The organism is Bradyrhizobium viridifuturi (assembly GCF_001238275.1).
In the GTDB taxonomy this organism is placed as follows: domain Bacteria; phylum Pseudomonadota; class Alphaproteobacteria; order Rhizobiales; family Xanthobacteraceae; genus Bradyrhizobium; species Bradyrhizobium viridifuturi.
The window spans coordinates 84289-101727 of the sequence record NZ_LGTB01000029.1 but is presented as its reverse complement, the minus strand read 5'-3'; the positions used below and the strand labels follow the sequence as shown (position 1 = coordinate 101727).

Here is a 17439-nt window from a genome sequence, read left to right as displayed (position 1 = left end):
CGCTTTGGATCAGGGAAAACGAATGCGCAGCAGCGGCAACTGCTGCAGCTTGTCGAGCAGGCGCACCACCTGGCTTGCGGCCATGCCGAGGCAGCCGAGGATGAAGCCGCGGCGGGTCAAGCCGCGCTCGCGGTCCGCGAATTCCAGGCGCTGGAGACGCGGTTCGGGAGCAGTGTTCGCACGCAGGGCGGGGAGCGTCGTCATCTGCATCAGCCGATCGGAATCCGGATTTCCGGAGCGGTGGTCATCTGTTCGATCGTCCCGTCGAACGACAGGCAATCCGGATTCTCGCCCGGCATACGGCGCAGTGTCTCCGCCAGTTGCTGCTGCTCCAGCAGGAACGTGCGGCCGTCACGCAGCCGGGCATAGGCCGCCCAGGGCACGAATTTGGTGAACGGAAACGGGAATCCCTCGCGCGGCGACACATCGATGTTGAGGCCGGAAACGAACAGCACGTTCTTGGTCGCAAACGCGGGCTCGCGCAGGATGCTGCGGTAGGTGCGGTCGAACTCGGCCTGGGTGACGTAGCGGGCGGCATCCAGCGCAGGATGCGGCGACGTCACCAAGGCCGGCATGACCGGAGCGAGCGCCGCCTCGAGAAGGTCATGACCCTCGGCACCTTCAGCCAGCGCACGGCGGAAGTGAAACAGGTCGGGTGACAGCGCCGCACCGATCGGCGCCGCCGTCTCGCGAAAGCAGGCGTCGCCGAGCCGTTCGCGGATCGCTGCGCCCGCGCGAAAGACCTTGGACGTGCTCAGCACGGTCAGCGGCTGCAGCGGTGTCTCGACCATGCGGTCGAGTCGCAGAAAGACACCTTCGCTGCGGCCCTCGTCGAGATACTGATTGTCGATCTGGAACACCGGCTCGCCATTGAGCCGGCCGCATTGCACCTGCCGGCAGGCATGGGCGTACTCGTCCTCGTACCAGCGCAGCACGCCGCAGAGCTTGCCGCAGCAATCGCCGAACCGGCAGCCGTCGGTGCGGTGGCGCTGGTAGACGCCGAAACGGCCGTCATCGGGATTGTAGCGACATGGCTGGCCTGGATCAGCACCAGGTCCTCGCCGTGATGGGCATAAGGCCCATGGCGGTTGATCGCGACCTTGCCGCCGACCCGTCCATGGTCGAACGGAAACGTTCCGAAATGCTGGGCCAGCAGCATGACCGGATAGCCCTGGCTCTCATCGGAGCAAAAGGCGCGTGACGGCAGCATATGCTGCCGCTCGAAGCCGAGCGACCGGCAGTAATTGTAGAGCCGCGGCACGAAATGGCCGTAGCGCATCGCAAAACCGCCAACCCGGAAGGTTTCGATCATCCTCTGCCCGAGCGGTCAGACCTATCCAGAGTGCACATTGGGGCAAAATTCCCCGCTCCCCGTACCGGATCGGAACGGTAGATACCGTTGTTGACGGTTATGTGAATGCAGCCGGGAGCGACGATCCGGACGGGCAGCCTGTGACGCTCAGCGCCCCCAGCGCAGCACGACCGGATCGAGCGTGCGCGCGATCTCGATCAGCCCGGCGCGGGTCGCCGGATGCAGCGGCTGCAGCGGGTGCCGTACGGCGTCCGACTTGATGACGCCACCCTCGCGCATCAGCACCTTGCAGGCTTGCAGCCCGCATTGCCGGTTCTCGTAGTTGATCAGCGGCAGCCAGCGCGCATAGGCCTGCACGGCCTCGTCGCGGCGACCGGCGAAGAACGGATCCATGATCTGGCGGATGCCGTCGGGATAGCCGCCGCCGGTCATCGCGCCGGTGGCGCCGGCATCGAGGTCGGCCATCAGCGTGATCGCCTCCTCGCCGTCCCACGGCCCCTCGATCTCGCTGCCGCCCTTCTCGATCAGGCCGCGCAGCTTGTTCGCGGCCATCGGCACCTCGATCTTGAAGTATCTGATGTTGGCCAGCTCCTTCGCCATCCGCGCCAGGAAATCGACCGAGAGCGGCGTGCCCGCGACCGGCGCGTCCTGGATCATGATCGGAATGCTGATAGCATCCGAGACCACACGATAGAACTCATAGATCGCCGGCTCGCCGACGCGGAAGGTCGCGCCGTGATAGGGCGGCATGATCATCACCATCGCGGCGCCGGCGGCCTGCGCCTCGCGGCTGCGCGCGGCGCACACCGCCGAGGAGAAATGCGTGGTGGTGACGATCACCGGGATGCGGCCCGCGACGTGCTCGAGCACGGCATGCATCACGGTCTCGCGCTCGGCATCGGTCAGCACGAACTGCTCGGAGAAGTTGGCGAGAATGCAGATGCCGTGCGACCCGGCATCGATCATGAAATCGATGCAGCGCCGCTGTCCGTCGAGGTCGAGGTTGCCGTTGGCGTCGAAGATGGTCGGCGCGACCGGAAAGACGCCGCGATAGGGGCGCTGGGCCGAACTCGTCATGTCAATCCTCCCTCATGATTCTGTCGCAGCTTGTCGTGTCACGCGCTGCGGAACGGCAACGGCGGGCCTTCGAGCCTGCGCAGGCCAGGCTCGCGGCGCTCCAGCCACCAGCCATACTGCTTCGGCCAGGACGCGAACACTTCGCCGCTCCCGCCGCCCAGCGCAAGCTCCGCGTGCAGCGGCCAGTTCGGATCGAACAGCGCCTCACGCCCGATTGCGACCAGATCGGCCTGGCCGTTGGCGAGAACATCCTCGGCCTGCTGCGGATGCAGGATCAAGCCGACCGCGATGGTGGCGACCTCGGCGGCGCGTCGGATCTCGTCCGCATAGGGCACCTGGAAGCCATAGCCGCGCGGAATCCGCGCCGCGGTTGCCGAACCGAGCAGGCCGCCCGACGAGCAATCAATCAAATCGGCGCCGCGCGCCTTGGCTTCGCGCGCGAACGCGATCTGGTCCTCGAGCGTCAGGCCGCCCTCGACGCCATCGACCGAGGAGATCCGCACCGCCAGCGGCCGCTCGGCGGGCCACGCGGCGCGCACGGTCTCGATGATCTCGAGCGGATAGCGCATCCGCCCGGCGCGGTCGCCGCCATAGGCGTCGCTGCGGCGGTTCGACAATGGCGAGAGGAATTCGTGCAGCAGATAGCCGTGCGCGCAATGCACCTCGACGAATTCGAAGCCGGCCTCCACCGCGCGCAAGGTGGCGCGCCGCCATTGCTCGCGCAGCGCGGCGAGCTCGGCGACATCGAGCGCGTGCGGCATCAGCCAGCCTTCCTCCATCGGGATCGCGCTCGGCGCCACCGTCCGCCACGGCAGATCGCCGCGGGCGCGGTCGGCCTCGTCGAGCGCGGCATTGCCATACCATGGCCGCTGCATGCTGGCCTTGCGGCCGGCATGCGCGAGCTGGATCGAGGGCACCGCGCCGTTGTCCTTCAGGAAGGCCGCGATGCGTTCGAGCGGCGCGATCTGCTCATCATTCCAGATCCCGACGTCGCCATGGGTGATGCGGCCCTCGGCGGCGACCGCCGCGGCCTCGACCATCACGAGCCCGGCGCCGCCCTGGGCAAACTTGCCAAGATGAACAAGGTGCCAGTCATTAGCGAGGCCGTCGGTCGCCGAATACTGGCACATCGGTGAAACCAGGATGCGGTTTCGGGAGGTCACGCCGCGAAGCGTGATCGGCTGAAACAGAAGCGGCTGCGACATCGGGACCTGCGGACACGTGGTGGCGGAAAGAATGGCGGCCGAAAGCTAGGCGGCGCGTCCGGCAATCGCAAGTCGCGCGATGGCGCAGGCGGCAGGACCTGCACGCATGCAGCACCCGGGCAAAGGCACGATCCGCAAAACCCGCGACATTTGCCGCAGGATATTCACGCGGCTGGTAAACACATTCCACTATCCTTTGATGACTTTCAGTCATGCCCGGCTGACTTTCAGTCATGCCGGGATCACCCCACGGATCGCAATTCGGGTCGGACATGCCTACATTGCCGACATGAAAAAAATCGGTTTCCTCTCGTTCGGGCACTGGACGCCCTCCCCGCAATCCCAGGCCCGCTCCGCCGCGGATGTGCTGCTGCAATCCATCGACCTTGCGGTCGCCGCCGAAGAGCTCGGCGCGGACGGCGCGTATTTTCGCGTCCATCACTTCGCGCGCCAGCTCGCTTCGCCTTTCCCATTGCTGGCGGCGGTCGGCGCCAGGACCAGCCGGATCGAGATCGGCACCGCCGTGATCGACATGCGCTACGAAAATCCGATGTACATGATCGAGGACGCCGGCGCGGCCGACCTGATCGCGAAAGGACGCCTGCAGCTCGGCATCAGCCGCGGCTCGCCTGAGCAGGTGATCGATGGCTGGCGCTATTTCGGCTACCAGCCGGGCGAGGGCCAGAGCGATGCCGACATGGGCCGGCGTCATGCCGAGATCTTCCTCGAGCTGCTGCGCGGCGAAGGCTTTGCGCAGCCGAATCCACGGCCGATGTTTCCCAACCCGCCGGGGCTGCTGCGGCTCGAGCCGCTCTCGCAAGGCTTGCGCGAGCGCATCTGGTGGGGCGCCGGCTCGAACGCGACAGCGGTCTGGGCGGCGAAGCTCGGCATGAACCTGCAAAGCTCGACGCTGAAAAGCGACGAGACCGGCGAGGCCTTCCACATCCAGCAGGCCGCGCAGATCCGGGCCTACCGCACCGCGTGGAAGGAGGCCGGCCATACTCGCGAGCCGCGGGTCTCGGTGAGCCGCAGCATCTTCGCGCTGGTCGACGATCGCGACCGTGCCTATTTCGGCAACGGGCAGGAGGAAGACCAGATCGGCTTCATCGACGAGCGGACGCGCGCGATCTTCGGTCGCGGCTACGCCGCTGAGCCGGACAAACTGATCGAGCAGCTCAAGACGGATGAGGCGATCGCGGAGGCCGACACGTTGCTGCTGACCGTCCCCAATCAACTCGGCGTTGCCTACAACGCGCATGTGATCGAGAGCATTTTGACCCACGTCGCGCCCGCGATGGGATGGCGATGAGTGCTCGCGGTCGGGACCCGCGGCGGCCGTCCTCTAGGGGATGTGGTTGAGAGCGGACGACCGGCCGCGGGCTTGAACCGACCATTCTCTGCCGGAGGGTGGCCGGTTCTACATGGCCAATGCCGGAACCCGCTGAAGCGTTCCGGCGGAACTCCGTTCTCAAACGCGGAGAACTACGGAAACATAACTGCGCGTTGTGAGAAGAACAGGTTGAGTACGGTTCGTTAGCCGCGGACGTTGCGTGAACAGATCGCCGTAATATCCCGGGACCATCGCGTGAGACCGCTCAGGAATCCCGGTCGGGATTGCGGCGCGTGAGATCGAGGCGATCGACACGCTCGTCGATCCGCCGGTTCAGTTCCTCGTCTTCGTTCGAATCCCTGCCGCGACGGGCGCGAACGACGTATGCGCATCCCAGCACAGCAATCGCAATGAGCACGTAGAACCACCAGTCCATGCATTGATCTCGAATAAATGCCCGCGCATACGAGCGGAAAAGGTCATCGTCCGGGCCTGTTAGAACGCACCGGTCTTGGCGCGTAGAACGGGTTGACCAGGCAGGTTGCCGGATTCCCCGCTATGCTGGCCTGGCACTGCTGCAACGACGTGAAGATACAATCCATTCGCTCGCCGAGCAGTTCCCCGTAAACATGCATGCAGACGGGATAGCGAGGGTCATACATTTGGGCCGACGCCGGGGTCGCCATGCAAAGCGCGCCGAGCGAGAGCAGCAGCGCTCCAAGCAACCTCACGTCTCGTCTCCTGCTATTGCCGGCGCGAATTTGCCTGAGGCTGGAGCGGGCGAAGGGAATCGAACCCTCGTATGCAGCTTGGGAAGCTGCCGTTCTACCATTGAACTCGCCCGCGATCTCAATTGCTTGAGGTCGAACCCCATGGGGGCGACCGGCCGGACCATAGCCCGGGCGGCGGCCGAGGATCAAGCGTGCATTGACGGAAGGCCGCGGCACCGCGGCCCGCTACTGGCCCATCCTCACGAGCACGTCATTGATGACAAAGGCCGTCGCGGCCGACGCATCACAGTTGCCGCCGCGCGCATAGATACAGGCATCGCTGAAGCCGACGCGGGCACAGCTTTGCTGCGAAAAATCCGCCGGCAGATCGCCTGCGGCCTCGGGCCGCGCAAGGATGCGATTGAAGGCCGGCCTGGTCGCCTGCAGCAGCAGCGGCGGCAGGATCATCTCGGCAACCGGATCGGCGGGCTGCAACGCATAGAGCGGCACCGGGCCGACCAATCGTTCGCGCCCCGGCAGCTGCTGGAAGCGAACGTTGTAAAGCGCAAGGCCGCACATCTGCGGATCGCTGCGCAGTTCGGCGGCGAGCCGCGCAGCGCCGACGCCGCGCGTCCAGTATTCGCGCATGCCTTCGCTGGCACCGGCCAGCGCCACGGACAGCAGCGCCCAGCCGCCGAGGACGGTCGGCAATGCAAAGCGGCGCCACGTGGCTTTCGCGCGCAGCCATTGCACCCAATCGGCCGACCCCATCGCCGCGACGATGGTGAACAGCACCACCGACAGGAAGACGAAGCGGTATTCCTTGTGCACGATCAGGCTGTGGAAGACGAGGTTGACCAGCGCGACGCTCAGCAGCAGCGGCGCGTGCCGCCAGCCGCGCCAGATCGCGGCGAGCGGCAGCAGGATCGCCACCGACCACACGGTCAGGAAGTCGATCAGATAGGCCGAGGGCGGCGAGACGCCGAATTCGACGGCCCGATCGTGGACGAGGTTTTCCTTGATGTTCGCGATCAGCCAGGCGAACGGCACGGCGCCATGTGCAAGATCGATCGCAGCGGCAAGCAACAGCGCAACGAGCCCGCCGGCGACCAGCGGGACGAGGTTTCGCCAGCGCATCCAGCACGCCCCGAGGGTCAGCACGGCGATCGCCGGCGCATACTGGAAGCGGCAGACAAAGGCGAAGGCGAGCAAGGCACCGCCGATCGCGAGACGCCGCTGTGACGGACCATCGGTGATCAAGAGCGCCGCCGGCAGGATCAGCGCCGTCGCCAGCGGCTCGCCCAATGTGTGTGGCGCGAGCATGACCAGTTCGAACCAGGTCGCGGTGGTAAACGCCGCCACGACGGCGTGCGTTCGCGAGACCCGCGCGCCAAAGAACCAGGCGCTGACCACGATCGACAGCGAGGCGCATGCGGCGATCAGACGCGGCACCAGGAAGGCGCCCGCGCCACCAGGCGCGATCGCGTCACCCAGCGCAACCGGCCCTGCCATCAATGTCGGCAGGAACCAGCCGCGAATGCCCTCGCGCCATTCCCACGTCAAAACGCCGTCATGGCCGAGCATCCGCCACGCCGGCTCGAGATACTGAAACACCTCGTCGGGATAGATCACGTTGGGCCAGACGGCGGCCGCGAGGCGGATCGCCAGCGCCAGCAGCAGCAACGCAAACAGCGGATGCAAGCGCCCGCTCGCGCGCCCGACCATGCCCGCACTGCCGGGCGCGGCCTCGGCGCTCGTGCTGGTCATCGTTCCGTCGATCGTCTTCTGGAGCAGCATGCCGGCGACCAGATAGCGGGCAAAGCCTTTAAGATGCGTGACCGGAAGATGCGTGACTGGACGTTGCCGAGGTCACACAGCGCCGGCCGCAACATGCTTAACTAAACCTTAAGATTCCGGATGCGCCGGACCGCGACGATGGTATGCTCGCTCGTGGGGGTTGGTGGCGTCATGGCGGGGCGTGGGTACACCATTTTCGACACGGCAGTCGGCCGATGCGGCATCGCATGGGGCGAAGCCGGCGTCGCCGGTGTCCAGCTTCCCGAGCTCCGCGAGATCGAAACCCGCAAGCGGCTGTTCCAGCTCTATCCCGATGCGCGCGAGATGCGGCCGCCCGAGGAGATCGAGGCCGTGATCGAGGGGATCGCAGCGACCCTGCGTGGCGGCGATGGTGACCTTGCAGGGGTTGCGCTCGACATGAGCGGCATCCCCGCCTTCAACCAGCGCGTCTACCAGACCGTGCGCTCCATTCCCCGCGGCGAGACCCGGACCTATGACGAGGTCGCCAGCGCGCTGCGTGCAACCGGCGCGGTCTACTCGGTGGCGCAGGCGCTCGGCCGCAATCCCTTCATGATCATCGTGCCCTGCCATCGCGTGCTCGAGGCAGGCCACTATCCGGACCGGATCTCGCCGAACGGCGGCAGCGTCTCCAAGCGGCGGCTGCTCTCGATCGAAGGCGCCCAGCCGGCCGCGAGCAAGACCCTGTTCGACGTGCTGCTGCCCGTTGCGCGGCCCCGGCCGCAAGCCTAAATCTGGGATATGACCCGGACCACACTGCTGCAGCGCGATCGCATCACCGTGAACGAGTTTCGCTGCACGGCGGAGCCCGGCGACAAGCCGTTCGTCGAGCAATTCGCCTGCCACTCGGTGTCCTATGTGCGCAGCGGCAGCTTCGGCTGCCATTGCCGCGGCCGCTTCCATGAACTGGTGGCAGGCTCGATCCTGGTCGGCCATCCCGGCGATGAATATACCTGCACGCACGACCATGTGGTCGGCGACGAATGCCTGTCGTTCTTCCTCGACCCGGAGCTGGTCGAGACGATCGGCGACCGCACGGATGTCTGGCAGGTCGGCTCGGTGCCGCCGCTGCCGGAATTGATGGTGATCGGCGAGCTCGCCCAAACGGCGGCAGGTGGCAACAGCGATGTCGGCCTCGACGAGGTCGGCCACATCCTCGCCAGCCGCCTTGTCGAGCTGGTGTCCGACCGCAAGGCAAAGCCGCTCACCGCCGGCCTGCGCGATCGCCGCCGCGCCGTCGAGGCGGCGCTGTGGATCGACGCTAATTCGCGTCACCAGATCGATCTCGACGATGCCGCCGAACAGGCCGGGCTGAGCAGCTTCCATTTCCTGCGGCTGTTTTCCGCCGTGCTCGGCGTGACGCCGCATCAATATCTGGTGCGCTCGCGGCTGCGTCATGCGGCGCGACGGCTGGTCGACGACGACAGCCCGGTCACCGACATCGCCTACGACGTCGGCTTCGGCGATCTCTCAAATTTCGTGCGCAGCTTTCACCGCGCGGCCGGCGCCTCGCCGCTGAAGTTCCGGCAGGCCTCCCGCGGCGACCGCAAGATTCTCCAAGAACGCCTTGCGCTGCAATAGCTAGGTTGCTCCGGTCCGCGCGTCCGTCGACGCGCGCAATGACTGGAGCCTCATCATGTACGACCACATCGGATTGCGCGTCGCCGACCTCGACGCCAGCGTGCGCTTCTACACCGCGGTGCTGGCGCCGCTCGGCTTCGTGCTGTGCTCGCGCGACGACAGCGGCGCCGGCTTCGGCCCGAAGGGTGAACCCGCGCTCTGGCTGCATCTGCACAAGGGCAAGGCGCAAGGCGGCGCGCACATCGCGTTCCGCGCGCCGAGCCACGAGGCGATCAAGACATTCCACGGCGAAGGCCTGAAGGCCGGCGGCAAGGACAACGGCGCGGCAGGCCACCGCAAGGACTACAGCCCGACCTATTACGCTGCATTCCTGCTCGACCCCGACGGCAACAATGTCGAAGCGGTGTCGACCTGAGATCAATTCATAAAAGGACCCAATCCCCATGGCTTCGATTCACAAGGACATTCCGATCGACGCGCCGGCAGATCACGTCTGGGACGCGCTGCGCGATTTCGGCGCGTTGCATACGCGGCTGGTGCCGGGCTTCGTCACCGACACGCAGCTCGACGGCGACGTCCGCACCGTCACTTTCAGTAACGGCACCGTGGCGCGCGAGACGCTGGTCGATTGCGACGACAAGCGGCAACGGCTGGTCTATGCGATCACGAGCGAACGGCTGAAGCAGCATTCCGCCTCGGTTCAGGTGTTCGCCGAGGGCGATGCGCGATGCCTTGTGGTGTGGATCGCCGACGTGCTGCCGCACGAGATCGCGCCCTACATGTCCGCGCAGATGGACCTCGGCGCAGCAGCGATGCAGGCCGCGCAGGCGAAATCTGCCAGGGAGAAGAGCGCGGCATGACGCTGCCGTTCGCGCGTTCTACGACAGCGCCGGCTGCGCCTCGGCGACCGGCGCGGACTTGCCCCAGCGCGTCAGGATCACGCTGAGGCAGGAGAGCACGCCGAGCACACCCATCGAGGCGGCGGCGAGTGCGAAGAAGTTTTGCGCACTCGCCTCGTGGGTCGACAGCCACCAGCCGCCGGTGCCGATGAAGATCAGCCGCGCGGTCTGTGCCAGCACCGGGCCCAGCACTTTGGCGGCGCCCTGCGAAGAGAAATACATCGACATCGCCAGACCAATGAAGGCGTACATCGGCGCGGCGGTCGACAGATATTGATGGCTGGTCGCCCGCACATGCGGATCGCTGGTGAACAGGTTGACCCAGAGGTCGGGGAACACGGCGATGAAGCTGCCGACCACACCGACCGAAAGGAACGACACCGTGCCCGCGGTCCAGGCGATGCGCCGGGCGCGCGCGACGCGCTCGGCGCCGACCGCCATGCCGATCATCGGCACCGAGGCGATGCCGACCGCAAACGCGACCGAGGTCAGCATGAATTCGAGCCGCGCACCGATGCCGTAGCCCGCCAGCACCGCGGTGCCGAACTGCGCCAGCATGTGGGTGAAGATCGAGATCGTCAGGACCGATTGCAGCGGCGAGAAGCAGGAGACCGCGCCGACCTTGAGGATGTCGATGAACATCGCCCACTGCACGCGCAACCCCTTGAGCTTCGGCTTGACGCGGGCGCGGCCCGAGAACAGGTACCAGCCCATCACGCTGATGCTGATCGAATAGGCGATCAGCGAGCCTGCGGCGACGCCGCGCATGCCGAATTGCGGCACCGGGCCGAGGCCGAGCCCGAGCGTGCCGCCGAGGATGATCTGACACACCGCCGAGGACAGGATCATGGTCGACGGCAGCTTCATGTTGCCGGTGCCGCGCAGGATGCCGGCCATCGTGTTCATCAGCCAGGGCAGGATCGCACCACCGAAGAAGACCTGCGTATAGGCGATCGCCTGGGCCAGCACATTGCCGCGGCCGCCGAGCAGTTCGAGCAGGCGCGGACCGAAGATCAGCATGCCCAGCATGAAGGTGACGCCGAAGGTGAGGCCGATCAGCAGCGCATGCATCGCCAGCGTCGAGGCGCGCTCGATCTGGCCGGCGCCGAGCGCACGCGCGATCGCGGATGCGACGCCGCCGCCCATCGCGCCGCCGGACATCGTCATGGTCAGGATCACGCAGGGAAACACCAGCGCCATCGCCGCCAGCGACTCGACGCCGAGCCGGCCGATATAGGAGGTCTCGGCAATGACGACGCAGGTGCCCGCGGAGAGCGCGATCACGTTCGGCCAGGCCAGCCACAACAGCGTGCGCAGAATCGGCCCGTCGAGCAGCGCGTTGCGCGCAGGCTTGGTCACCGGCGGCGGCAGCGGCCGTTCTTGTTCGTCGACAGGTATTTCGGCGAGGCCGAGGTCGGACATTTCAACTCCCACGCGCGATCTGGGGAGCCGCGCCATGGTGTTTCCCTACCATGGCAGCGGCGGATTCCACGTGCGCAGGACGCAAGGGGGGCCTGCGCGATTGCAGGTGAAGCTTGATGAACCTCTGAGCTAGCCGATCGACCAGACGAACGGCGCGCCGGCGGCGCTGTTCGGCTTCAGATGCACCGGAATGTGCCGTCCGCAGCCGGCCGCCAGCCCCTCGAACAGCCCGGTCAGCACGCTGGCGCAGGCCGGATGATAATCGGCGACATCGGCCATCAGCTTCCAGCCCTGCTGGCGGATCTCGAACTGGCCTTCGGACGCGCTGATCTCGGCGACATCATCCTGCGACGCGAAGAGCGTGCGCAGGAATGCGGCAAATTCCGTGGCACGGCCACGGCTGCCGCCGAGCGCCTGCGCGACCTCGTCGAAATACTGCATGCCGATCAGCTTGCCGGTCAGATGCAGCAGATAGCTCGCATCCTCGGGGCCGAACACCTGCACGATGACCGGCGCAGCCGTCTTCACATATTCCATCGCGTAGTTGCGATAGGCCTTCTCCAGCCGCTGACGCGGCCAGCTGTCGACCGGCAGCGCCGGCGCGGTGCTCGGATCAAACAGCGGCGCCTCGAGATGGCGTGCGAACACCAGGCGCTGGTCCAGTTCGAGCGGATGATCGTACTCGCAGTAATAGCCCTCGAGGCCATCTTGCCCGTCGACGCTCTGCTTGGTGCAGACGAAGCCGAGCCTGAGATCGCCGAGCGCGACACCATTGTTGGCGTGCCAGCCGCGCAGCATCGCGCGCGAGACCTCGCCGGGCACGCCGCAGATCGCAGTGCCCTTCCAGATCCAGCGCGGCGGCGGATAGCGGATCCAGGCCTTGCGGTCGGTCTCGTACATGTATTCGACGTGCACGCCGCCGATCCAGTTGGAGAGATAGTGATATTGCGCGGCCGCGACCGCCGGCGGCAGGCCGTCGAGGCCGAGCTTCTTCAGGCCGGGCAGGAAGCGCTCCTGCTGCTGCCGGCGAAACACCCGGAAGACGAACTCGGCGGCGTCGGCAGTGCCGCGCCGCGTGACCACGGTGAGGATCAGCCCGGTGAAGAAGGCGTGATACAGATCGGCGACGCTGCGCCACTTCCGCCACTGCGCTTCGCGCGCGTCTTGCTCTCCGGTCATGCTTGCTCCCGCTTGTTGTTTTACGCGACTGTGTCATCGCCGACGATGCGATGCAACCAACACACACTCGGTGTCATCGCCCGACTTGATCGGGCGATCCAGTATTCCAGAGACAGTTGTAGTCAATCGGAGAGGCCGCGGCGTACTGAATTCCCCGCTTTCGCGGGGAATGACGGCGGACAATGACGCGAAATCCGACTCGCGGAATTACACGCGAAAATGCTTGGAGAGCTTGAGGCCCTGCGCCTGATAGTTCGAGCCGATGCGCTGGCCGTAGAGCGCATCGGGACGCTCGAGCATGCGCTCATAGACGAGACGGCCGACGATCTGGCCGTGTTCGAGAATGAACGGCACCTCGCGCGAGCGCACTTCGAGCACGGCGCGTGCGCCCTTACCGCCGGCGCCGGCATAGCCGAAGCCCGGATCGAAGAAGCCGGCATAGTGGACACGGAATTCACCGACCAGCGGATCGAACGGCACCATCTCCGCGGCGTAGTCAGGCGGCACCTGCACCGCCTCCTTCGACGCCAGAATGTAGAATTCGCCGGGATCGAGGATCAGGCTGCCGTCGGGCCGCGCCTTGATCGGCTCCCAGAAATCGTCGACCGCATAGCCGCCGCGGCGATCGACATCGACCACGCCGGTGTGGCGCTTGGCGCGATAGCCGACGAAGCCGCCCGAGTTCTCGCCGGAGAGATCGACCGAGAGCGCAACGCCATGACTGAGATCGGCCTCGTCGGCGTCGACCAGGCGTTCGGCAGCATGCAGCGCATCGAGCTCGTCGGCGGAGAGCGTCGCCTCGCCGATCCGGAAGCGCACCTGGCTGAGCCGCGAGCCCTCGCGCAGCAGCACCGGAAACGTCTTCGGTGAGATCTCGGCATAGAGCGGGCCGTGATAGCCGGCGCCGATCATGTCGAAGCGGCGGGTGCCGTCGGCGATCACGCGGGTGAAGACGTCGAGCCGTCCGGTCGAGCTCTTCGGATTGGCCGCAGCCACGATCTCCGGCGGCAGCGCGAGGCTCTCCAGCAGCGGCACGATGTAGACGCAATTGGTCTCCAGCACCGCGCCGTCGGACAGATCGATCTCGTGCAGCTTCAGTTGGTCGATCCGCTCGGCGACGGTGGCATCGGGCCCCGGCAGGAAGCTGGCGCGGACGCGGTAGGCGATGTCGCCGAGGCGCAGATCGAGGCTCGCCGGCTGGATCTGGCTCTCGACAAAGTCATAGGCGGGCAGAATGAGGCCGGCCTCCGCCATCTCCGCGATCATGCGGTCGGGCAGAATTCCGTTGGATTCATCTTCCAGCGTGAACGACACGGCAGGGTCCCTCAGGATGGCCCAAAATCATACTCCAGGCGGCCATCAAGCCCCAAAACATGGGCTTTTACGGGTTATCCGATGACCGTCTTGACGGAAAGGGCGCGAGGGAATATCAGCTGCACTTATCCCGTGGTGATTTGAGCCGGCCGGCTTGCAGCCACGTTAAATAAGTCGCTAAACAGGCCGGGGACAGTGTGATCCCGGCTTGTGGAGGTTTCTCCAGGCCGGTTTTTTTGTGTCCATTTCCGAGGGAAATGGCCACTTCGGAGGTCACATGTCTGAATCTGAAGGTACCGCCCGCTTCCGTCCCGAAACCCGCCTCGTCCATGGCGGCACGCTCCGCTCGCAATTCGGGGAGACGTCGGAGGGACTGTTTCTCACCCAGGGTTACGTCTACGACAGCGCCGAGCAATGCGAGGCGCGCTTCAAGGGCCAGGATCCCGGTTTCATCTATTCGCGCTACTCCAACCCGACCATTGCGATGTTCGAGCGCCGCATGATCGAGCTCGAGGGCGCAGAAGCCGCGCGCTCGACCGCGACCGGCATGGCGGCGGTGACCACCGCGATCCTCGCGCCGCTGAAGGCCGGCGACCACGTGGTGGCGTCGAAGGCGCTGTTCGGCTCCTGCCTCTATGTCGTGCAGGATCTGCTGCCGCGCTACGGCATCGAAACGACGCTGGTCGACGGACTCGATCTCGACCAGTGGCAGCGCGCCTTGCGGCCGAATACCAAGACCTTCTTCCTGGAGAGCCCGACCAACCCGACGCTCGACGTGCTCGACATCGGCGCGATCGCCAAGATCGCACACAGCGGGGGCGCCCGGCTGATCGTCGACAACGTGTTCGCGACCCCGATCTGGCAGAGCCCGCTGTCGCTCGGCGCCGACGTCGTGGTCTATTCCGCGACCAAGCATATCGACGGCCAGGGCCGCTGCCTCGGCGGCGTCATCCTGTCGTCGGAAGCGTTCATCGCCGAGCACATCCATAATTTCATGCGCCAGACCGGCCCGTCGCTGTCGCCGTTCAACGCCTGGGTGCTGCTGAAGGGACTGGAGACGCTCGGCGTCCGCGTCCGCGCGCAGACCGAGAACGCGGCGAAGATCGCCGAGGCACTGGCCAACCATCCGAAGGTCACCCGGCTGGTCTATCCCGGCCGCGCGGATCATCCGCAGGCTGCGACGGTGAAGAAGCAGATGGGCGCCGGCTCGACGCTGGTCGGCTTCGAGGTCAAGGACGGCAAGGCCGGCGCGTTCCGCTGCCTCAACGCGCTGAAGATCTCGCGGATCTCCAACAATCTCGGCGATGCCAAGAGCCTGGTCACGCATCCCGCCACCACGACGCATCAGCGCCTGGCGCCGGAAGCGCGCGCCGAACTCGGCATCAGCGAAGGCTTCATTCGCTTCTCGGCCGGGCTCGAGCATCCCGACGATCTGATCGAGGATTTCCAGCGCGCGCTGGAGCAGGTTTGAGGCGAGGCCTTAAAAGCATCATGGCCGGGCTTGGGGCCCGGCCATGATTGAATCCTGCACTTAGAAACTAGGTCGCCGCCGTGGTCACGCCGCCGTCGACCACGATGGTCTGGCCGGTCATGAAGGTCGAGGCGTCGGAGGCGAGATAGGCCACCGCGCCCGCGATCTCGTCGGGCTCACCGATGCGGCGCAGCGGCGTCGACGCGGTGCGGCGCTTCAGATTGTCCGGATCCTCCCACAGCGCGCGGGCGAAATCGGTCTTCACCAGGCCCGGCGCGACGCAATTGACCCGCACGCCCTTCGGCCCCCATTCGCCGGCGAGGCTGCGGCACAGCGCGAAGTCGGCGGCCTTGGAGATGCCGTAGGCGCCGATCACGGTCGAGCCTCGCAAGCCGCCGATCGAGGAGATGATGATGACCGAGCCCTTGCCGCGTTCGGCCATCTGCGGGATCGCCAGCGCGGAAAGCCAGATGTTGCTCTTGACGTTCGAGCCCATGATCTTGTCGAAGGCTTCGTCCGTGATGTCGAGCAGCGGGCCGTAATAGGGGTTCACCGCGGCGTTGCAGACCAGGATATCGATCTTGCCGTAGTGCTTGATCGTGCCGGAGACCAGCGCCTCGACCTCGTTGCGGCGTGCGATGTTGCAAGGGATCACGAGCGCATCGCCGCCGGCCTTCTTGATGCCGTCGGCGACCTCCTGGCAGGCGTCCGCCTTGCGCGAGGAGATCACGACCTTTGCGCCGAGCTTCGCCAGCAGCTCCGCCGAAGAGCGGCCGATGCCGCGGCTCGAGCCGGTGACGACCGCGACCTGGCCGGTGAGATCGAACGGGGTGTTCTTCATTGTTGTTGCCTCCCGGATGGGCCGTCATTCCGGGGCGCGACGCAGTCGCGAACCCGGAATCCATTGGGCCGCATCATTGGTGATGAAATGGATTCCGGGTTCGCCGCGATGCGGCGCCCCGGAAACGTTTGTGAGATCAGGCCAGCAGCCCGCCGCTCTCGCTGACGCGACGGAGGTGGTAGTCGGTGTCGCCGAGCGTGTTCTCGATCATGGTCAACCGCTTGAAGTAATGGCCGATCTTGGCTTCCATGGTCATGCCGATGCCGCCATGCAGCTGGATCGACTGCTGGCCGACGAACTTGAGCGACTTGCCGACCTGCACCTTGGCGGCCGCGACTGCGGACGAACGCTCCTTGGCATCGCTGAAATCCGACGCCATGGTCGCGAACATCGACATGCTGCGTGCCTGCTCCAGCGCCACGAACATGTCGGCGGCGCGATGCTGCAGGCTCTGGAACGTGCCGATCGCAACGCCGAACTGCTTGCGGGTCTTGATGTACTCGACGGTGTCCTTCAGCGACTGATCCATCGCGCCGACCGCCTCCGCGCACAGCGCGGTGCGGGCTTCGTCGGCGACGCGCTCGATCAGCGGCAGGCCGTTCTCGGGATCGCCGATCGCAGCGTCCGCGCCGACCTCGACATTGGTGAAGGTGATGTCGGCCGCATGCAGGCCGTCCTGGGTTGGATAGCCCTTTTTGGTGACGCCCTTGGCATCCGCCGGGACCAGGAACACGCCGATGCCGGTCTTGTCACGCTGGCCACCCTTGGTGCGCGCGGTCACGACAAGCGTGTTGGCATTCTCGCCGTTGAGCACGACGAACTTCTCGCCGTCGATCACCCAGCCGTCGCCCTTCTTCTTCGCCGTGGTCACGATGTCGAACAGGTCGTAGCGCGAGTTCTTCTCGAGCTGGGCAAAGCCGAAGGTCTTGCTGCCGTCGATGATGCCCGGGATGTGCTTGGCCTTCTGCTCGGCCGAGCCGCCATGGCGCAGGAAGCCGCCGGCGACCACGACGGTCGCGAGATAGGGCTCGACCACCAGCGCCTTGCCGAGCGCTTCCATCACGATCATGGTCTCGACCGCACCAGCGCCGAAGCCGCCGTCGGTCTCCGCGAAAGGCAGACCAAGCAGGCCCTGCTCGGCGAGCTTGCCCCAGAGCGCTTTGCTCCAGCCGCCCTTCTCCTTCATGTACTTCTTGCGCGCATCGAAGTCGTAGGCATCCGCCAGCAACCCGTCGACGCTTTCCTTGAGAAGCCGCTGCTCCTCGGACAGATCAAAATCCATG

The 17439-nt window shown here is 66.0% G+C and carries 19 protein-coding genes, 1 tRNA gene and 1 riboswitch; of the genes, 7 read left to right on the top strand and 13 right to left on the bottom strand.

Translation table 11 applies throughout. From position 1 onward, the window contains the following. Positions 1–9 precede the first annotated feature (9 nt). Both ALC15_RS25250 and ALC15_RS25245 read right to left on the bottom strand, forming a co-directional pair. Positions 10–210, bottom strand: a complete 201-nt coding sequence (locus ALC15_RS25250; RefSeq protein WP_050629597.1) for a hypothetical protein — start codon at positions 208–210, stop codon at positions 10–12. Further along, a complete protein-coding gene (locus ALC15_RS25245) occupies positions 210–935 on the bottom strand; it encodes a hypothetical protein (protein WP_050629596.1) in 726 nt (241 codons plus the stop codon). The genes ALC15_RS25250 and ALC15_RS25245 overlap by 1 nt, the downstream gene beginning before the upstream one ends. Positions 936–1030: 95 nt before the next feature. Between ALC15_RS25245 and ALC15_RS44265 the strand changes: the two genes are divergently transcribed. Beyond that, on the top strand, positions 1031–1201 hold the full coding sequence (locus ALC15_RS44265; protein WP_157860940.1) for a hypothetical protein: 171 nt from the start codon (positions 1031–1033) through the stop codon (positions 1199–1201). 258 nt (positions 1202–1459) lie between these two features. Here the strand turns inward: ALC15_RS44265 and ALC15_RS25240 are convergent, their stop codons facing one another. Continuing rightward, entirely contained in the window at positions 1460–2389 is a 930-nt protein-coding gene (locus tag ALC15_RS25240; protein ID WP_050629595.1) for a dihydrodipicolinate synthase family protein, read from the bottom strand. Between the two features lie 38 nt (positions 2390–2427). Beyond that, positions 2428–3594 (bottom strand): NADH:flavin oxidoreductase/NADH oxidase, encoded by a 1167-nt coding sequence (locus tag ALC15_RS25235; RefSeq protein ID WP_050629594.1) that lies wholly within the window; start codon positions 3592–3594, stop codon positions 2428–2430. Positions 3595–3883: 289 nt separating this feature from the next. On the opposite strand from ALC15_RS25235, the gene ALC15_RS25230 reads away from it, so the two are divergent. Further along, positions 3884–4903, top strand: a complete 1020-nt coding sequence (locus tag ALC15_RS25230) for an LLM class flavin-dependent oxidoreductase (protein WP_050629593.1) — start codon at positions 3884–3886, stop codon at positions 4901–4903. 286 nt (positions 4904–5189) lie between these two features. On the opposite strand, the gene ALC15_RS44880 is transcribed toward ALC15_RS25230, so the two are convergent. The 4 genes from ALC15_RS44880 to ALC15_RS25220 form a co-directional block, all read right to left on the bottom strand. Further along, the gene (locus tag ALC15_RS44880; RefSeq protein WP_167350165.1) at positions 5190–5360 is read right to left on the bottom strand and encodes a hypothetical protein; all 171 of its coding nucleotides are present in this window, start codon (positions 5358–5360) and stop codon (positions 5190–5192) included. 43 nt (positions 5361–5403) lie between these two features. Further along, positions 5404–5655, bottom strand: a complete 252-nt coding sequence (locus ALC15_RS42150) for a DUF3551 domain-containing protein (RefSeq protein ID WP_094194079.1) — start codon at positions 5653–5655, stop codon at positions 5404–5406. A 41-nt stretch (positions 5656–5696) separates the two neighbouring features. After that, positions 5697–5769, bottom strand: a tRNA-Gly gene (locus ALC15_RS25225). Between the two features lie 111 nt (positions 5770–5880). After that, positions 5881–7431, bottom strand: a complete 1551-nt coding sequence (locus ALC15_RS25220; RefSeq protein ID WP_094194078.1) for a glycosyltransferase family protein — start codon at positions 7429–7431, stop codon at positions 5881–5883. A gap of 171 nt (positions 7432–7602) precedes the next feature. Between ALC15_RS25220 and ALC15_RS25215 the strand changes: the two genes are divergently transcribed. From ALC15_RS25215 to ALC15_RS25200, 4 genes are read left to right on the top strand one after another with little or no spacing between them, the layout of a single operon-like run. After that, positions 7603–8181 carry a methylated-DNA--[protein]-cysteine S-methyltransferase gene (locus ALC15_RS25215; protein WP_050629592.1) on the top strand — a complete coding sequence of 193 codons (579 nt, stop codon included), beginning with the start codon at positions 7603–7605 and terminating at the stop codon, positions 8179–8181. A gap of 9 nt (positions 8182–8190) precedes the next feature. Further along, positions 8191–9030: a helix-turn-helix transcriptional regulator gene (locus ALC15_RS25210; RefSeq protein ID WP_050629591.1), complete on the top strand. Its 840-nt coding sequence runs from the start codon at positions 8191–8193 to the stop codon at positions 9028–9030. A 55-nt stretch (positions 9031–9085) separates the two neighbouring features. Continuing rightward, positions 9086–9445 carry a VOC family protein gene (locus ALC15_RS25205; RefSeq protein WP_050629590.1) on the top strand — a complete coding sequence of 120 codons (360 nt, stop codon included), beginning with the start codon at positions 9086–9088 and terminating at the stop codon, positions 9443–9445. A gap of 28 nt (positions 9446–9473) precedes the next feature. Beyond that, positions 9474–9890: an SRPBCC family protein gene (locus ALC15_RS25200; RefSeq protein ID WP_050629589.1), complete on the top strand. Its 417-nt coding sequence runs from the start codon at positions 9474–9476 to the stop codon at positions 9888–9890. Positions 9891–9908: 18 nt separating this feature from the next. Here ALC15_RS25200 and ALC15_RS25195 read toward each other — a convergent pair whose 3' ends face one another. The 3 genes from ALC15_RS25195 to ALC15_RS25185 all read right to left on the bottom strand — a co-directional run bounded on the left by ALC15_RS25195 (position 9909) and on the right by ALC15_RS25185 (position 13844). Then, positions 9909–11351: an MATE family efflux transporter gene (locus ALC15_RS25195; protein ID WP_050629588.1), complete on the bottom strand. Its 1443-nt coding sequence runs from the start codon at positions 11349–11351 to the stop codon at positions 9909–9911. Between the two features lie 129 nt (positions 11352–11480). After that, positions 11481–12530 (bottom strand): hypothetical protein, encoded by a 1050-nt coding sequence (locus ALC15_RS25190; RefSeq protein ID WP_050629587.1) that lies wholly within the window; start codon positions 12528–12530, stop codon positions 11481–11483. 207 nt (positions 12531–12737) lie between these two features. Then, positions 12738–13844, bottom strand: a complete 1107-nt coding sequence (locus ALC15_RS25185; protein ID WP_050629586.1) for a 2'-deoxycytidine 5'-triphosphate deaminase — start codon at positions 13842–13844, stop codon at positions 12738–12740. A gap of 122 nt (positions 13845–13966) precedes the next feature. Next, positions 13967–14046, top strand: a riboswitch (SAM riboswitch). 75 nt (positions 14047–14121) lie between these two features. Here ALC15_RS25185 and ALC15_RS25180 point away from each other — a divergent pair. Next, on the top strand, positions 14122–15315 hold the full coding sequence (locus ALC15_RS25180) for an O-succinylhomoserine sulfhydrylase (RefSeq protein WP_050629585.1): 1194 nt from the start codon (positions 14122–14124) through the stop codon (positions 15313–15315). Between the two features lie 67 nt (positions 15316–15382). Here the strand turns inward: ALC15_RS25180 and ALC15_RS25175 are convergent, their stop codons facing one another. Both ALC15_RS25175 and pimD read right to left on the bottom strand, forming a co-directional pair. Beyond that, positions 15383–16156 carry an SDR family NAD(P)-dependent oxidoreductase gene (locus ALC15_RS25175; RefSeq protein WP_050629584.1) on the bottom strand — a complete coding sequence of 258 codons (774 nt, stop codon included), beginning with the start codon at positions 16154–16156 and terminating at the stop codon, positions 15383–15385. A gap of 136 nt (positions 16157–16292) precedes the next feature. Continuing rightward, on the bottom strand, positions 16293–17438 hold the full coding sequence (pimD, locus tag ALC15_RS25170; RefSeq protein WP_050629583.1) for a pimeloyl-CoA dehydrogenase small subunit: 1146 nt from the start codon (positions 17436–17438) through the stop codon (positions 16293–16295). Position 17439: the final 1 nt, after the last annotated feature.

Excerpts from the sequence above, each read along its gene's own strand:
- ALC15_RS25250 (WP_050629597.1), bottom strand. The coding sequence starts at position 210 with ATGCAGATGACGACGCTCCCCGCCCTGCGTGCGAACACTGCTCCCGAA.
- ALC15_RS44265 (WP_157860940.1), top strand. The coding sequence starts at position 1,031 with ATGGCTGGCCTGGATCAGCACCAGGTCCTCGCCGTGATGGGCATAAGG.
- ALC15_RS25240 (WP_050629595.1), bottom strand. The coding sequence starts at position 2,389 with ATGACGAGTTCGGCCCAGCGCCCCTATCGCGGCGTCTTTCCGGTCGCG.
- ALC15_RS25235 (WP_050629594.1), bottom strand. The coding sequence starts at position 3,594 with ATGTCGCAGCCGCTTCTGTTTCAGCCGATCACGCTTCGCGGCGTGACC.
- ALC15_RS25230 (WP_050629593.1), top strand. The coding sequence starts at position 3,884 with ATGAAAAAAATCGGTTTCCTCTCGTTCGGGCACTGGACGCCCTCCCCG.
- ALC15_RS44880 (WP_167350165.1), bottom strand. The coding sequence starts at position 5,360 with ATGGACTGGTGGTTCTACGTGCTCATTGCGATTGCTGTGCTGGGATGC.
- ALC15_RS25220 (WP_094194078.1), bottom strand. The coding sequence starts at position 7,431 with ATGCTGCTCCAGAAGACGATCGACGGAACGATGACCAGCACGAGCGCC.
- ALC15_RS25215 (WP_050629592.1), top strand. The coding sequence starts at position 7,603 with ATGGCGGGGCGTGGGTACACCATTTTCGACACGGCAGTCGGCCGATGC.
- ALC15_RS25210 (WP_050629591.1), top strand. The coding sequence starts at position 8,191 with ATGACCCGGACCACACTGCTGCAGCGCGATCGCATCACCGTGAACGAG.
- ALC15_RS25205 (WP_050629590.1), top strand. The coding sequence starts at position 9,086 with ATGTACGACCACATCGGATTGCGCGTCGCCGACCTCGACGCCAGCGTG.
- ALC15_RS25200 (WP_050629589.1), top strand. The coding sequence starts at position 9,474 with ATGGCTTCGATTCACAAGGACATTCCGATCGACGCGCCGGCAGATCAC.
- ALC15_RS25195 (WP_050629588.1), bottom strand. The coding sequence starts at position 11,351 with ATGTCCGACCTCGGCCTCGCCGAAATACCTGTCGACGAACAAGAACGG.
- ALC15_RS25190 (WP_050629587.1), bottom strand. The coding sequence starts at position 12,530 with ATGACCGGAGAGCAAGACGCGCGCGAAGCGCAGTGGCGGAAGTGGCGC.
- ALC15_RS25180 (WP_050629585.1), top strand. The coding sequence starts at position 14,122 with ATGTCTGAATCTGAAGGTACCGCCCGCTTCCGTCCCGAAACCCGCCTC.
- ALC15_RS25175 (WP_050629584.1), bottom strand. The coding sequence starts at position 16,156 with ATGAAGAACACCCCGTTCGATCTCACCGGCCAGGTCGCGGTCGTCACC.
- pimD (WP_050629583.1), bottom strand. The coding sequence starts at position 17,438 with ATGGATTTTGATCTGTCCGAGGAGCAGCGGCTTCTCAAGGAAAGCGTC.